This window comes from Micromonospora thermarum (genome assembly GCF_012034245.1).
Taxonomy (GTDB): Bacteria; Actinomycetota; Actinomycetes; order Mycobacteriales; family Micromonosporaceae; genus Micromonospora; species Micromonospora thermarum.
This window is the reverse complement of the sequence record NZ_JAATEO010000028.1, coordinates 68,893-82,362: the sequence shown is the minus strand read 5'-3', so window position 1 is coordinate 82,362 and position 13,470 is coordinate 68,893. Positions and strand designations below refer to the sequence as shown.

Annotated in this window: 15 protein-coding genes and 1 riboswitch; of the genes, 5 read left to right on the top strand and 10 right to left on the bottom strand. The window is 74.4% G+C overall.

What is annotated here, in order from left to right:
- The 3 genes from HCJ94_RS23100 to HCJ94_RS23090 form a co-directional block, all read right to left on the bottom strand.
- The coding region (locus tag HCJ94_RS23100) for an alpha/beta fold hydrolase (RefSeq protein WP_168003136.1) at positions 1–822 on the bottom strand (822 nt) is incomplete at its 3' end.
- Between the two features lie 25 nt (positions 823–847).
- Positions 848–1,657 carry a TIGR03943 family putative permease subunit gene (locus HCJ94_RS23095; RefSeq protein WP_168003135.1) on the bottom strand — a complete coding sequence of 270 codons (810 nt, stop codon included), beginning with the start codon at positions 1,655–1,657 and terminating at the stop codon, positions 848–850.
- Positions 1,654–2,646 carry a permease gene (locus HCJ94_RS23090; protein WP_168003143.1) on the bottom strand — a complete coding sequence of 331 codons (993 nt, stop codon included), beginning with the start codon at positions 2,644–2,646 and terminating at the stop codon, positions 1,654–1,656. The genes HCJ94_RS23095 and HCJ94_RS23090 overlap by 4 nt, the downstream gene beginning before the upstream one ends.
- A gap of 246 nt (positions 2,647–2,892) precedes the next feature.
- Positions 2,893–2,998: riboswitch (TPP riboswitch) on the top strand.
- Between the two features lie 73 nt (positions 2,999–3,071).
- Between HCJ94_RS23090 and HCJ94_RS23085 the strand changes: the two genes are divergently transcribed.
- The 3 genes from HCJ94_RS23085 to HCJ94_RS23075 all read left to right on the top strand — a co-directional run bounded on the left by HCJ94_RS23085 (position 3,072) and on the right by HCJ94_RS23075 (position 6,026).
- A complete protein-coding gene (locus tag HCJ94_RS23085; protein ID WP_168003134.1) occupies positions 3,072–3,662 on the top strand; it encodes an ECF transporter S component in 591 nt (196 codons plus the stop codon).
- A gap of 151 nt (positions 3,663–3,813) precedes the next feature.
- Positions 3,814–5,229 (top strand): ABC transporter ATP-binding protein, encoded by a 1,416-nt coding sequence (locus HCJ94_RS23080; protein WP_168003133.1) that lies wholly within the window; start codon positions 3,814–3,816, stop codon positions 5,227–5,229.
- On the top strand, positions 5,226–6,026 hold the full coding sequence (locus HCJ94_RS23075; RefSeq protein WP_168003132.1) for an energy-coupling factor transporter transmembrane component T family protein: 801 nt from the start codon (positions 5,226–5,228) through the stop codon (positions 6,024–6,026). The genes HCJ94_RS23080 and HCJ94_RS23075 overlap by 4 nt, the downstream gene beginning before the upstream one ends.
- 70 nt (positions 6,027–6,096) lie before the next feature.
- Here the strand turns inward: HCJ94_RS23075 and HCJ94_RS23070 are convergent, their stop codons facing one another.
- Complete coding sequence (locus HCJ94_RS23070) at positions 6,097–6,324, bottom strand: hypothetical protein (protein WP_168003131.1); 228 nt, start codon at positions 6,322–6,324, stop codon at positions 6,097–6,099.
- Between the two features lie 431 nt (positions 6,325–6,755).
- On the opposite strand from HCJ94_RS23070, the gene gnd reads away from it, so the two are divergent.
- Positions 6,756–8,198 (top strand): NADP-dependent phosphogluconate dehydrogenase, encoded by a 1,443-nt coding sequence (gnd, locus tag HCJ94_RS23065; protein WP_168003130.1) that lies wholly within the window; start codon positions 6,756–6,758, stop codon positions 8,196–8,198.
- A 105-nt stretch (positions 8,199–8,303) separates the two neighbouring features.
- On the opposite strand, the gene HCJ94_RS23060 is transcribed toward gnd, so the two are convergent.
- From HCJ94_RS23060 to recO, 5 genes are all read right to left on the bottom strand, one after another.
- Positions 8,304–9,065 carry a pirin family protein gene (locus HCJ94_RS23060; protein ID WP_168003129.1) on the bottom strand — a complete coding sequence of 254 codons (762 nt, stop codon included), beginning with the start codon at positions 9,063–9,065 and terminating at the stop codon, positions 8,304–8,306.
- Entirely contained in the window at positions 9,062–9,283 is a 222-nt protein-coding gene (locus HCJ94_RS23055; RefSeq protein ID WP_168003128.1) for a thioredoxin reductase, read from the bottom strand. The genes HCJ94_RS23060 and HCJ94_RS23055 overlap by 4 nt, the downstream gene beginning before the upstream one ends.
- Positions 9,284–9,389: 106 nt before the next feature.
- The gene (locus tag HCJ94_RS23050; RefSeq protein WP_168003127.1) at positions 9,390–9,575 is read right to left on the bottom strand and encodes a hypothetical protein; all 186 of its coding nucleotides are present in this window, start codon (positions 9,573–9,575) and stop codon (positions 9,390–9,392) included.
- Positions 9,576–9,639: 64 nt separating this feature from the next.
- On the bottom strand, positions 9,640–10,440 hold the full coding sequence (locus HCJ94_RS23045) for an isoprenyl transferase (protein WP_168003126.1): 801 nt from the start codon (positions 10,438–10,440) through the stop codon (positions 9,640–9,642).
- 28 nt (positions 10,441–10,468) lie between these two features.
- Complete coding sequence (recO, locus tag HCJ94_RS23040; RefSeq protein WP_240944440.1) at positions 10,469–11,362, bottom strand: DNA repair protein RecO; 894 nt, start codon at positions 11,360–11,362, stop codon at positions 10,469–10,471.
- Between the two features lie 101 nt (positions 11,363–11,463).
- On the opposite strand from recO, the gene HCJ94_RS23035 reads away from it, so the two are divergent.
- Entirely contained in the window at positions 11,464–12,237 is a 774-nt protein-coding gene (locus HCJ94_RS23035) for a DUF4097 family beta strand repeat-containing protein (protein WP_168003125.1), read from the top strand.
- On the opposite strand, the gene HCJ94_RS23030 is transcribed toward HCJ94_RS23035, so the two are convergent.
- Positions 12,218–13,378 (bottom strand): acyltransferase family protein, encoded by a 1,161-nt coding sequence (locus tag HCJ94_RS23030; protein WP_168003124.1) that lies wholly within the window; start codon positions 13,376–13,378, stop codon positions 12,218–12,220. The two genes, HCJ94_RS23035 and HCJ94_RS23030, sit on opposite strands and share 20 nt — an antisense overlap.
- Positions 13,379–13,470 lie beyond the last annotated feature (92 nt).

Genomic DNA, 13,470 nt, shown 5'->3' with positions numbered 1-13,470 from the left:
GCCCTGGATCCGGGCCAGGATCGCCTCGGCCAGCGGCGAGGGCGCCTCGTCGGGGATCCAGTGGCTCACCCCGGCCAGCTCCACGAACCGGTAGTCGCCGGTCACGTGCCCCGCGCAGGCCTCGGCGGCCGTCCGGCCGATCGCGATGTCGCGGTCGCTCCAGACGTACGTGGTGGGCACCCGCGCCGCCCCGACGGCCGCCAGGTCCTCCCGGGACATCGCCCGGTACCAGTTCAGCGCGCCGGTGAGCGCGCCGGGGGCGCGCATCGGCTCGGCGTACGCGGCCACCCGGTCGGCGTCGCCGACGCCGGACAGCATCCGGCGCAGCCCGGTTGCCTTCAACGCCAGCAGCGCCTTCTCCGCCTTGCCGGCCTGCCGGAACAGGACCATGTACGCGGAGCGGGCCTTCTGCTGCGGGTCCACCTCGAGCGCGTGCGCCATCGCGGCGGGGTGCGGCACGGAGACGGCGGTCAGCGTCCGTACCCGGTCGGGGTGGTCGGCGGCCAGGCCCCAGCCGACGACGGCTCCCCAGTCGTGCCCGACGACGTGGGCCGCGTCGACACCGAGCGCGTCCAGCACGGCGGCGGCGTCGGCGACCAGCTCCGCCAGCCGGTACGCCTCGACGGCCTCCGGGCGCGCACCGGGCGAGTATCCCCGCTGGTCGAGGGCGTACGTACGCAGCCCGGCGGCGTGCAGGGCCGGCACCACGTCGTCCCACTCGCCGCCGTGCTGCGGGAAGCCGTGCAGCAGGAGAACGGGCGGACCGTCCTCCGGACCACCGGCGCGTACGTCGAAGGTGTACTCCCGGGCGTCGATGCGCATGATCGACAGCGTACCCGGACCGACCTCACTCGTACGGTTGCTTGGGGGCGGGCACCTGCCGCCACGACTCCACGTCGAGGTAGGGGATCTCGGCGTCGTTCACCGCGTCGCGCCCGATCCGGTCGCTGTAGCGGCCGGTCACCTCCACCCAGGTGTCGTCCGCGAGGCCGGCGGGCGCGTTGCCGGTCATGCCCAGCTTGACCGGGCGGCCGTCGGCGGCGCAGCAGGAGAGGACCATCCGCGCGAGGATCGGCTGCCCGTCCGGGCCGGCGGTGATGAAACCGGTGACCTGGACCCGCCGGTCCCCGATGGACGCGCCCTTGTCGAACAGCGCCCGGGAGGCGTAGTCGAGCACGCTCACCCGCACCGGGTCGCCCTCGGGCAACGGCGGGTAGTCGGACGGCTGCTGCTGGCTGGCGAGGGCGGTCCCGGCCTGGCCGGCGGCGTACGAGCCGAGGGCCGGCGGGGCGACGAGCAGCAGGCCCAGCACCGGCAGGATGAGCAACCAGCCGACCCGCGGCTCATGGTGGCCGTGGCCGTCGTGGTGGTCGTGGTGGTCGTGGTCGTCGTGGTGGTCGTGGTGGTCGTGGTCGTCGTGGCCACCGGCGCGGGCTTCCGGCTGACCGGGTCCGTCCCCGGTGGCCGCGGCGCGGGGGACGGGGCGCAGCTCGTACCAGAGGGTCATGACGGCGGCGGCGACCAGCAGCACCCCGGCGGCGATCAGGAAGGGACGCAGCCCCTCCTTGACGTAGTTGAGGTAGAGGTCGGTGAAGCAGGCCCGGATCACCGCACCGCCGAGCAGCAGCAGGACCACCGCCTGCGCCTGGCGGTTCACAGCAGCACCGCCCCGGCGCCGACGGCGACCGCCACCGCCACCGCGAAGGTGGCCGGGGCGAACCGCAGCGCGAACCGCCGGCCGAAGACGCCGGCCTGCATCGAGATGAGCTTGAGATCCACCATCGGACCCACCACCAGGAACACCAGCCGGGACGTGAGCGAGAACTGCGACAGCGAGGCCGCGACGAAGGCGTCGGCCTCCGAGCAGATGGAGAGCAGGACGGCGAGCACCGCCAACGCCAGCACCGACAGCACCGCGTTGTCGGCGAGGGTCTGCAACCACCGCTCGGGCACCAGCACGTTGATGCTGGCGGCGGCCATCGCCCCGAGGACGAGGAAGCCGCCGGCGTGGGTGACGTCGTGCCGGACCGCCGCCCAGAACGCCCGGCCCCGGGAGGCGTCATCCAGCTCCGGCCGGCGCGGCAGCCGGATCCAGTCGGCCCGGCCGAGGCGCAGCCACAGCCAGCCCATCACCATCGCCACGACCAGGCTGGCCAGCCCGCGGGCGAGGACCATCTCCGGGTTGTTGGGGAAGGCCACCGCGGTGGCGGTGAGCACGATCGGGTTGATGGCCGGTGCGGCGAGCAGGAACGCCAGCGCGGCGGCCGGGGTGACGCCCCGCCGGATCAGCGACCCGGCGATCGGCACCGAGCCGCACTCGCAGCCCGGCAGCACGACGCCGGCCGCGCTGGCCACCGGCACCGCGGCAGCCGGATGCTTCGGCAGCGCCCGGGCCCAGAACGACCGGGGTACGAACACCGCGATCACCGCGGAGAGCAGCACCCCGAAGACCAGGAACGGCACCGCCTGCACCATCACCGACACGAACACCGTCGTCCAGGTCTGGAGCCGGGGCGTCGAGAGCGCGCCGGCGAGCGGCTCCCGGAAGATGATCAGCAGCACGAGCAGCGCGGCGAGGACCTCGACCGACCCGATCCGGTCCCCCAGCCACCGCCGGGGCTCGGCACCGCCGGCCGGTGGCGGCACCTTCGGGGGTACGTCCGGCGCGGCCGCGTCGACAGTGGCGGTCGTGGCGGCGCCGTCGGGTGCGGCGGGCGTCTCCGGCGTCACGTGCTCTTCCTTCTGCCGGGGGCGGACCGGCGGCCTGAGACTACCGGCCGGAGCGGGCCCGGTCGATGGACTCCACGAAAAGACCGGCAATCCCGCGCTGACCTGCTCGGAGATCACTTTGCTGGATGATCTTCAGGGGTGTTAGCGTCGGTGGAACAACTTCACATCCGACAGGGGAGCGCACAGCGCTGAGAGTGCGGGCACAGCCCGCAGACCCTCGAACCTGATCTGGGTAATGCCAGCGCAGGGAGTTCGGTCGACCTCCAGCCGCGCCGCCGTCCGGCCACACCGGGCGCGGCGTGCGTCTTCTCCTGGTTCGCACCAAGGACTGGGAGCACTCAATGACTCAACCCACCACCACCCGGTGGCGCACCGTCGACGTGATCGTCGCGGCCGTCATCGCGGTGGCCTTCGGCGTCATCTTCTGGGCCTGGGGCCTGCTCTGGCGGGGCGTCGACCCGGCCTTCGCCTTCTTCCCGGCGGCCCAGGCGATCATGTACGGCGTCTGGCTGGTGCCGGCCGTCCTCGGTGGCCTGGTGATCCGCAAGCCCGGTGCCGCGCTGTTCTGCGAGGCGGTCGCCGCGACGGTCTCCGCGCTGCTCGGCTCGGAGTGGGGCGGCATCACGATCGTCCAGGGCCTGATCCAGGGGCTCGGGGCCGAACTGGCCTTCGCGGCGTTCCGTTACCGCTCGTTCCGGCTGCCGACCGCGCTCCTCGCCGGTGCGCTGACCGGTCTCGGCGCGGCGCTGTTCGACTTCTTCGTCTGGAACGTCGAGTACGCGATGGGCAGCTACCGGATCCCGTACGCGCTGCTCACGATCGTCAGCGCGACGCTGATCGCGGGCGCCGGCGCCTGGTACCTGACCCGCGCCCTCGCCGGCACGGGTGCCCTGGACCGCTTCCCGGCCGGCCGCGAACGCGCCGCCGTCTGAGCGCGCACACCGCCCGCTCCTCGTTGATCAAGAGATTTGCGTCAACCAGGGGGCGTTTCCCCGACGCAAGCCTCTTGATCAACGGGCCGGTGGACCGGCGCGGGCCGGTGGACCGGCACGGGCCGGTGGGTGGGGTGGAGGGAGGTGGGCCGTGGCGGCGGTGACCCTGCGGGGGTTCGGGTGGCGGCATGCCGGGCGGAAGCGGTGGGCGGTCCGGGACCTCGATCTGCGGGTGGAGCACGGGGAGCGGGTGCTGCTGCTGGGGCCCTCGGGGGCGGGGAAGAGCACCTTGCTCGCGGCGCTGGCCGGGCTGCTTCCCGAGGACACCGGCGAGCAGGAGGGCACCGTCGAGATCGACGGGCTGGACCCGTCGAAGGCCCGCGAGCGGGTGGGCATCGTCTTCCAGGACCCGGAGAGCCAGCTCGTGATGGCGCGCTCCGGCGACGACGTCGCGTTCGGGCTGGAGAACCGCGGGGTACCGGCCGAGGAGATCTGGCCCCGGGTGGACGAGGCGCTGCGGCGGGTCGGCTTCCCGTACGACCGGGACCGCCCCACCGCCGCGCTCTCCGGCGGGGAGCAGCAGCGCCTCGCCCTCGCCGGGGTGCTCGCCCTGCGCCCAGGCCTGCTGCTGCTCGACGAGCCCACCGCCAACCTGGACCCGACCGGCGCGGCCCTGGTCCGCAACGCGGTCGCCCGGACGCGGGACGCCGACACCACCCTGATCCTCGTCGAACACCGGGTCGCCGAGTCGCTGCCGCTGGTCGACCGGGTGGTCGTGCTCGAACCGGGCGGCGGCGTCCGGGCCGACGGCACGCCGGAGGCCGTCTTCGCCGCGCACGGCGACGCGCTCGCCGCCGAGGGGGTCTGGGTGCCCGGCCGTCCGATACCGCCCCGCCGCGCCACCGCGCCGGCCGGCGACGTGCTGCTCGCCGCCGAGGGGCTCGGCCTGCCGCCCCGGCTGGGCGCCGTCGACCTGGCCGTACGCGGCGGCGAGGCGCTCGCCGTCCTCGGCCCGAACGGCGCCGGCAAGTCCACCCTGGCCCTTCTGCTGGGCGGGCTGCTCAAACCCGGCACCGGACAGGTCACCGCCACCGCGGAGCTGGCCGGCGGCGACGTCCGCACTCCCCCGCACCGCTGGCGGGCACCAGCCCTGGCCCGCCGGATCGGCTCGGTCTTCCAGGATCCGGAGCACCAGTTCGTCACCAGCACCGTCTTCGACGAGCTGGCGCTGGGCCCGCGCCGCACCGGCCGGCCCGAGCCCGAGGTGCGCTCCACGGTGGACGCTCTGCTCGAACGGCTGCGGTTGTCGGCGTTGGCGGCCGCGAACCCGTACACCCTGTCGGGTGGCGAGGCGCGGCGGCTGAGCGTGGCGACGGCCCTGGCCACGGCGCCCCGCCTGCTGATCTGCGACGAACCCACCTTCGGTCAGGACCGGCGGACGTGGCTGGAGCTGGTGGACCTCTTCGCGGACCTGCGTGACGCCGGGCACGGCGTGGTGACGGTGACCCACGACGCGGAGTTCGTGGCGGCCCTGGCCGACCGCCAGGTGCTCCTGGAGCGCCGATGATCGGCCTGGAACCGGTCGCCCGGCCGGACGCGCCGCTGGCCCGACGCAACCCGGTGGCGAAGCTCGCGGCGGCCCTGGTCTTCTCGGTCGCCCTGGTCGCGACCCTGGACCCGGTGGCCCCGGCGATCGCCATCGCGGTCGAGCTGGCCGCGCTGCCGCTGTTCGGCGTACGCCTGCGCGTGCTGGCCCGCCGGGCGTGGCCGCTGCTCGCGAGCGCGGGCGGCATCCTGGTCACGCTGGTGCTGTTCGCGGCCGAGCGCTCCGGCCGCGTCCTCGTCGACGCCGGTCCGGTGGTGGTGACCTCCGGCGTGCTGCTCACCGCGCTCGGCCTGGTGCTGCGCATGTTCGCGGTGGCGCTGCCCGGGGTGATCGTCGTCGCCACGACGGACCCGACCGACCTGGCCGACGCGCTGGTGCAGAACGCGAAGGCGCCGGCCCGCTTCGCGTACGGGGCGCTGGCCGCGTTCCGGCTGGTGCCGCTGCTCGGTCAGGAGTGGCGGATGATCAGCATGGCGCGCCGGGCCCGGGGCGTGGACGCCGGCCGCAACCCGCTGGCCCGGCTGCGGCTCTTCGCCTCGACCGCGTTCACGCTTCTGGTCGGCGCGATCCGCCGGGGCACCCGGCTGGCCGTGGCGATGGACGCGCGCGGCTTCGACGCCACCACCCCACGTACGGTGGCCCGCCGCCAGCACTTCGGCAAAGCCGACGCGCTCCTGGTCGCCGGAGCGGCCGTCCTGGCGGGCGGCGCGCTGACCGCCAGCGTCCTCCTCGGCACGTTCCGCCCGCTGATCGGCTGATCGGGCTGGCCCGGCGGCGCTGACGACCGTGGACGGTCACCCGTCGAGGTGACCGTCCACGATCAGCGGATCAGCTGCGCCGGAAGGCGTACCGGCGGACCTGGCCGGCCCGCTGGCCGCGCCCGACGCCGGGCGCGCTGGTGACCGGCGGACCGGCCTTCGGCGCCGCCGGGCGGGCCGCCGGCAGGGCCGGGACCGGCGCCACCGCGACCTGGTCGAGGTTCGCCGGCGTGAGGTCCGCGACCTCGGGGGTGGGACGGGTGGTGCGGGACTTCCGGGCGCTGCGCTTGGTGGGCATCCGTGCCTCCTCACTCGGCGGGTACCCCGGCCGGTGGCCGGTGGACCCGCTGCGTCTCGTGGCCGCCGCCGACGGCGGCCCAGCGGGTGGGGACTGCTGCCCGGGAACGACCACGGAGGACACCACCGCCCGACGGCGGGTGGGGAGACGCGGACGCCCGGGAGCACGCGGGTCAGGCCGCGACGGCGGCGGACCCGGCTCGGGAAAGGGGCGTCAGTTGCGCATGCCGGCAGCCTAACCTCGCCCGCCGGCCGGCGCAGCCGAATTACGGCGCCGGCGGGATCGGGCCGCTGCGGGCGGCGACGGCTGGAGCGGCACCGGCGACCGGACGCGCCGGGTCGGTGACACACTGTCGACGACCGAACCCCCTCCCCCGGACGCCGCGATACGGTCGCAGCGACAGGCTGACGACGGCGGAAGGCGGCGGACGGATGACCGAGCAGGCGACTGCCCAGATCGGGGTGACGGGGCTGGCGGTGATGGGCCGTAACCTGGCCCGGAACCTGGCCCGCAACGGTTTCGCCGTGGCGGTGCACAACCGCTCGCCGGAGCGTACGCGCAGCCTTGTCGCCGAGCACGGGGACGAGGGGCGGTTCGTGCCCGCCGAGTCGCTGGCCGACTTCGTCGCCGCGCTGGAGCGCCCCCGGGCGGTCATCGTGATGGTCAAGGCCGGAGGCCCGACCGACGCGGTCATCGACGAGCTGGTCCCGCTGCTCGACGCCGGCGACATCATCGTGGACTGCGGCAACGCGCACTTCGCCGACACCCGGCGTCGCGAGGAGGCGCTGCGCAAGCAGGGGCTGCACGTCGTCGGCACCGGCGTCTCCGGCGGCGAGGAGGGCGCGTTGCGGGGCCCGAGCATCATGCCGGGCGGGTCGGCCGAGTCGTACCGGAAGCTCGGGCCGATCTTCGAGAAGATCGCCGCGCAGGTCGACGGCGTGCCGTGCTGCCGGCACATCGGGCCGGACGGCGCCGGGCACTTCGTGAAGATGGTCCACAACGGCATCGAGTACGCCGACATGCAGCTCATCGCCGAGGCGTACGACCTGCTGCGGGCGGGTCTGGGAGCGGAACCGGCGGAGATCGCCGACATCTTCCGGGAGTGGAACTCCGGCGAGCTGGAGTCGTTCCTCATCGAGATCACCGCCGACGTGCTCGCGCACGGCGACGCGACCGGGCGCGCGTTCGTCGACGTCGTGCTGGACCAGGCCGAGCAGAAGGGCACCGGCCGCTGGACCGTGCAGAGCGCCCTCGACCTGGGCATCCCGATCACCGGCATCGCCGAGGCGACGTTCGCGCGGTCGCTCTCCGGCCACGCCGGCCAGCGGGAGGCCGCGCGGCGGGCGTTCCCCGCGGCGGGCGCGACGTGGCGGGTCGACGACCGGGAGACCTTCGTCGAGGACGTGCGGCGCGCGCTGCTGGCCAGCAAGATCGTCGCGTACGCGCAGGGCTTCGACCAGATCCGCGCCGGCAGCCGGGAGTACGACTGGGACATCGACCTGGGCGGCACCGCCACGATCTGGCGGGGCGGCTGCATCATCCGGGCGCGCTTCCTCGACCGGATCCGGCAGGCGTACGACGACCAGCCCGACCTGCCCACCCTGCTGGTGGCGCCGTGGTTCGCCGACACCGTGCGCGACGGGGTGCCGAGCTGGCGGCGGGTGGTCGCCGAGGCGGCCCGGGCCGGCGTGCCGGCCCCGGCGTTCTCGTCGTCGCTGTCCTACTTCGACGCCCTGCGCGCCGACCGCCTGCCCGCAGCGCTGATCCAGGGCCTCCGCGACAACTTCGGTGCCCACACCTACCGCCGGGTGGACCGCGACGGCTCGTTCCACACGTTGTGGGCCACCGCCGACCGCCGCGAGGTCGAGGCCTAACCCCCCTCTGAGCCGCGATCTTGCACTTTCTGCCCGGACGAATCGGGGCAGGAGGTGCAGATCGAGGGCCGAAAGTGCAAGATCGCGAGAGGTGGGCGGGGCGGGTCAGGCGAGCGTGGCGTGCATCTCCCAGACCAGGATCTCCGCTGGTTCTGTTGCCGCCACGCGCTGGCCGCCGGCCATGGTCAGGCGGGCCGCGTCGCCGGCACCGAGCAGGCCGCTGCCCTCCAGCGTGACCGCGCCGTCCGGCACGTAGAGGTGGACGAACGGCGCGTCCGGCAGGTTCACCTCGTCGCCGGGCCGCAGGCGGGCGGCGTGCAGGGTGGCGTACCGGTTGCGGATGCGGATCGCCGATTCGCCCGCGTACCGGTCCATGCCGGAGGCCACCGGCACCAGGCCGCCGCGCAGCAACTGGTCGTCGATCTCGAGCTGCTCGTAGCCCGGGTCGACGCCCGCCTCGTCGGGCACGACCCACATCTGCACGAAGTGGACCGGGTCGGTGTGCGGGTCCCGGCCGTCGAGGCGCCAGGAGTCGTTCTTCTCCGAGTGCAGGATGCCGGTGCCCGCGCTCATCCGCTGCGCCAGGCCGGGGTAGATCACGCCGGAGTGGCCGGTGGAGTCCTGGTGGACAAGTGAGCCGCGCAGCACCCAGGTGACGATCTCCATGTCCTCGTGGGGATGGGTCTCGAACCCGGCGCCGGGACGCACCACGTCGTCGTTGTTGACCAGCAGCAGGCCGTGGTGGGTGTTGGCGGGGTCGTAGTGCCGCGAGAACGAGAAGGAGTGCTTGGAGTCGAGCCAGGAGATCCGGGTGTGGAACCGGTCGGCGGCGCGCCGGATGTCGACGGCGGGAGCGGGCGCGGTCACCAGGCGCGCTGCCCGGTCTCGGTGGGCGCCCAGGTCAGCGCCGGCTCTCCGGTGGCCAGCTCGCCGATCTCGCCCGAGCGGACCTGCACGGCGTGACCCAGCTCCTGGCAGTGCTGCTCGGCGATCTCGGCGCAGATCTCCGCCACCTGCCCGCAGATGGGCTCACCGATGTCCGCCGCGTTCAACGCCATGAGCATCTTGTACCGCAGCTCCCGCATCTCCCACCCCCTGTCCCGATCGTAGGCCGCCCCGCGTCCGGGCCACCCCGGAACGCGCGACGCCGCCCCCGGCCAGGCCGGGGGCGGCGTCGGGGTCGCGGGGTGCTCAGAAGAAGCGGCGGCGCTTGGCCTTCTGCGGGCGGAGCATGTCGGCGCCCTTGCTGAGCAGGCGGGAGATGCCGGACGGGCCCCGCCGGGCCTCGATCGTGTGGCTGAGCTTGCGCGCGCCCGCGGCCGCGACCGGCACGGCGAGGGCCATGAACGCCCACTGGGCGATCCGCTTCTGGATCATCGTGGTTCACCTCCGTCAGTGACTGCTGACCGGAGAGGTACCCGGCGCGGCCGCCCGGTAAGCGTCAGGTGGTGGGTGCGACCGGATTGGGCAGCGCGCCGCCGAAGCGGCGGTCCCGCTGGGCGTACAGCTCGCAGGCGTACCAGAGGTGCCGGCGGTCGAAGTCCGGCCAGAGCGTGTCCAGGAAGACCAGCTCGGCGTACGCGCTCTGCCAGAGCAGGAAGTTCGAGGTGCGCTGCTCGCCGGACGGGCGCAGGAAGAGGTCCACGTCGGGGACCTCCGGGTGGTAGAGGTACTTCGCGATCGTCTTCTCGCTGACCTTCGCCGGGTCCAGCCGGCCGGCCGCGGCGTCTCGGGCGATCGCGGCGGCGGCGTCGGCGATCTCGGCCTGCCCGCCGTAGTTGACGCAGAACTGGAGCGTCAGCGTCGAGTTGCCCCGGGACATCTCCTCGGCGGTCTGCAGCTCGGAGATCACGCTCTTCCACAGTCGGCCGGCCCGCCCCGACCAGACGACCCGGACACCGAGGTCGACGAGCTGGTCCCGGCGGCGGCGGATCACGTCCCGGTTGAAGCCCATCAGGAAGCGCACCTCGTCGGGCGAGCGCCGCCAGTTCTCGGTGGAGAACGCGTACGCCGACAGGTACGGGATGCCCAGCTCGATCGCACCCTCGATGGTGTCGAAGAGCGAGAACTCGCCGGCCTCGTGCCCCTTGGTGCGGGGCAGGCCGCGCTCCTTGGCCCACCGGCCGTTGCCGTCCATCACCACCGCGACGTGCCGGGGTAGCGCCTCCTTCGGCAGCGCCGGCGGGCGGGCGCCGGACGGGTGCGGGGTCGGTGGCACCGGCTCGCGCCGGGCGCCCCTCATCGATCGGATCACTGCACTCTCTTTCTGCTCACGTCCTGCGCCCCGCCGGTCCCCCGTCCGGCTCGGCGGCCGGCCCGCCGGCAGGTCGCCCGGCCGGGTCGGCGGCCGCCCGGGTGGCGGGCGGGCCGGCGGGCGTCGGGACCGCACCGGCCGCCGGAGCGCCCCGGTCCACCAGCGGCAGCGAGCGTAGCGCGCGTTCCAGATGCCACTGCAGGTGCGCCGCGACGAGGCCGCTGCACTCCCGGCGTACGCCGGTCTCGGTGGCGTCGGCGACCCGCCAGTCGCCGGTGGTCAGCGCGGACATCAGGTCGATCGTGGCCGGCGCGGGGTGGGCGGCGCCGGGCGGCCGGCAGTCCGGGCAGACCGCGCCCCCGGCGGGGACGGAGAAGGCCCGGTGCCGCCCGGGGGTGCCGCAGACCGCGCACGCGGTCAGCGCCGGCGCCCAGCCGGCGAGAGCCATGCCGCGCAGCAGGTACGCGTCCAGCACCAGGGTGGTGGCGTGCTCCCCGTCGGCGAGAGCCCGCAGCGCACCGAGGGTGAGCTGGAACAGCCGCAGCGACGGCTCCCGCTCCACCGGGGTGAGCCGTTCGGCCGTCTCGCAGATCGCGCTCGCCGCCGTGTAGCGGGGGTAGTCGCCGAGGAAACGCTTGCCGTACAGGTCGATGCCCTCGACCTGGCTCACCGTGTGCAGCGAGCTGCCGTGGTTGCCCTTCGGGTCGCCGGCGAGCTGGAGGTCGACGTGACCGAACGGCTCCAGCCGCGCCCCGAACTTGCTGGTGGTGCGCCGCACCCCGCGGGCCACCGCCCGCAGCCGCCCGTGCCGGCGCGTGAGCAGGGTGATGATGCGGTCGGACTCGCCGAGCTTCTGCACGCGCAGCACCACCGCGTCGTCGCGGTAGAGCTGTCGGCGGTACCCGGCCATCGGGCCATTCTCCCTCGGGGTGGGAAATCAGGGTCGGTTCGGGGTGGACGCCGGACGGCCCCCGATGCGGCGGACCGGCCCGCGGCCGTAGCGTCCTGGCCATGGCACTGCACCGGAGCACCGCCGCGCTCGCGGCCGCCACGCTCATCGTCGTCGCCGGGTGTGACAGCCTGTCGTTCCGCCGGCTCGACTTCGACAACACGGAGGCGGTGAAGATCACCACCGTACGGGTGCTGCCCGGTGCCGGTGACGTGGTCGTACGGGCCACCGGCGCACCCGGGTCGGTGCGGATCAAGCGGGTGGTGCGCTACCAGAGCGACCAGCCGACGACGACGTACCGCGTCGACGGCACGGAGCTGGTGCTGGACACCGACTGCGGTCCCCGGTGCAGCATCTCCTACGAGGTGACCGCCCCGCCCGGCGTCGCGGTGAAGGGCGAGACCGGCTCCGGGGACGTCGACGTGAGCCGGGCCGGCGCGGTGGACGTGACGGTGGGCTCCGGCGACGTCCGGGTGGCCGGCGCCGGCGGCCCGGTACGCGTCGAGACCGGCTCCGGCGACATCGAGGTGGTCGACGTGACCGCGCCGGTGCGGCTGCGGGCGTCGTCCGGCGACATCACGGCCCGCCGGCTGGGCGGCGGCGTCGACGCCGAGGCGAACTCGGGCCGGGTGACGGTCGAGCTGGCCACGCCCGCCTCGGTCCGGGCGCACGCCTCCAGCGGGGACGTCGAGCTGACCGTCCCGGCCGGCAGCTACCAGGTGCGCTCCGAGGTGGGCTCGGGCCACGCGGAGCTGGGCGTGCCGAACGTACCGACGGCGACGCTGGTGCTCGACGTCGCCACGGGCAGCGGGGACCTCACGGTCTCCCAGCGGTGATCTCCACCGTCTCCGGCTCCCGGATGCGCTGCCCCGGCACGACCGCCCGGCCGGTCGGCGCTGCCGTGTTCCCGCGGGCCGGCGTACCGGGGTGGCCCGCCGGCCGCCGGACCGGATGTCCGGGGCCGGCGGGAACCGGTCGCCGCGCGCCGGGGACCAGCTCGGGCGGGCGCCGGGCGGCCACGTCCTCCACCCACCCGACGAGCAGCGTGACGACGCCGACGAGCGCGAAGATCAGCGCGATCCGGATGGCCAGGCCGACCGGGTCCTGGTGCGACCAGCCGACCACGTCCACCAGCGGGGTGAGCGCGACGACGAACGCCATGTGCCAGAGGTAGACGGTCAGCGCCCGGCGGTTGAGGACGGTGACCACCCGACCGAACAGCGCGTTCCGGTCCACCCACGCCGCGCTCGCCGGCCCCCGGCCGAGCAGGACCAGGATGAAGCCGGCCGACCAGAGGGCATTGCCGAGCGGGATGTCGTTGAGGTCGTAGCCGCGCGGCCCGGGGTGGGTGAGGATCCACGCCCCGCCGGCGGCCACGAGGACGGTGGCGGCCGGCCAGAGCACCCGGTTGGCGAGGCGGCGCAGCGTCCCGTCCTGGTGGGCGAAGCCGAGCAGCCAGGCCCCGAAGTACAGCCCGAACTGCTGGACCGCCGCCGGCGCGCTCGCGTACACGCCGGACTCGATGGCCGCGAGCACCGCGTACGGGGCGAGGAGGGTGGGCAGCGGCGCGCGCCGGAAAAGCCACAGCGCCACCGGTGAGGCGAGCACGAACCAGAGGTAGTCGCGCAGGTACCAGATCGGGCTCAGCGCCAGGGCACCCCAGTAGTTGGCGGGCGGGTCGGCCACCGGGAACAGCCAGAGCAGGACCTTCGGGGTCAACGGCAGCCCGGTGAGCAGCATCGCCGGGACGAAGACCGCGGCGAGCACCCACAGCGACGGCAGCAGGCGGCGCAGCCGCCGGCCGACCGCCGGTGCCCCCGACCGCCCCAGCGACGCCGCCATCAGCGAACCGGCGAGGGCGAACATCACCGACATCGCCGGGAAGACGAGCGTGAGCGTCGCCCAACCGGTGACGTGGTAGACGACGACTCGAACGATGGCCAGGAAGCGCAGGAGGTCCAGAAATCGGTTTCGCATCAGCCTGCATCTGTGTCCGGGGGCGAGGGGACGTACGGTCACCTACCCTCTGACGCGCGTACGCGAAACGGCGAGGAAGTCGGGCGGATAGT

Bases quoted from the DNA above. Each gene is read 5' to 3' on its own strand.
- HCJ94_RS23085 (WP_168003134.1), top strand. From the start codon at position 3,072: ATGACTCAACCCACCACCACCCGGTGGCGCACCGTCGACGTGATCGTC.
- HCJ94_RS23075 (WP_168003132.1), top strand. From the start codon at position 5,226: ATGATCGGCCTGGAACCGGTCGCCCGGCCGGACGCGCCGCTGGCCCGA.
- HCJ94_RS23070 (WP_168003131.1), bottom strand. From the start codon at position 6,324: ATGCCCACCAAGCGCAGCGCCCGGAAGTCCCGCACCACCCGTCCCACC.
- gnd (WP_168003130.1), top strand. From the start codon at position 6,756: ATGACCGAGCAGGCGACTGCCCAGATCGGGGTGACGGGGCTGGCGGTG.
- HCJ94_RS23055 (WP_168003128.1), bottom strand. From the start codon at position 9,283: ATGCGGGAGCTGCGGTACAAGATGCTCATGGCGTTGAACGCGGCGGAC.
- HCJ94_RS23050 (WP_168003127.1), bottom strand. From the start codon at position 9,575: ATGATCCAGAAGCGGATCGCCCAGTGGGCGTTCATGGCCCTCGCCGTG.
- HCJ94_RS23045 (WP_168003126.1), bottom strand. From the start codon at position 10,440: ATGAGGGGCGCCCGGCGCGAGCCGGTGCCACCGACCCCGCACCCGTCC.
- recO (WP_240944440.1), bottom strand. From the start codon at position 11,362: ATGGCCGGGTACCGCCGACAGCTCTACCGCGACGACGCGGTGGTGCTG.
- HCJ94_RS23035 (WP_168003125.1), top strand. From the start codon at position 11,464: ATGGCACTGCACCGGAGCACCGCCGCGCTCGCGGCCGCCACGCTCATC.
- HCJ94_RS23030 (WP_168003124.1), bottom strand. From the start codon at position 13,378: ATGCGAAACCGATTTCTGGACCTCCTGCGCTTCCTGGCCATCGTTCGA.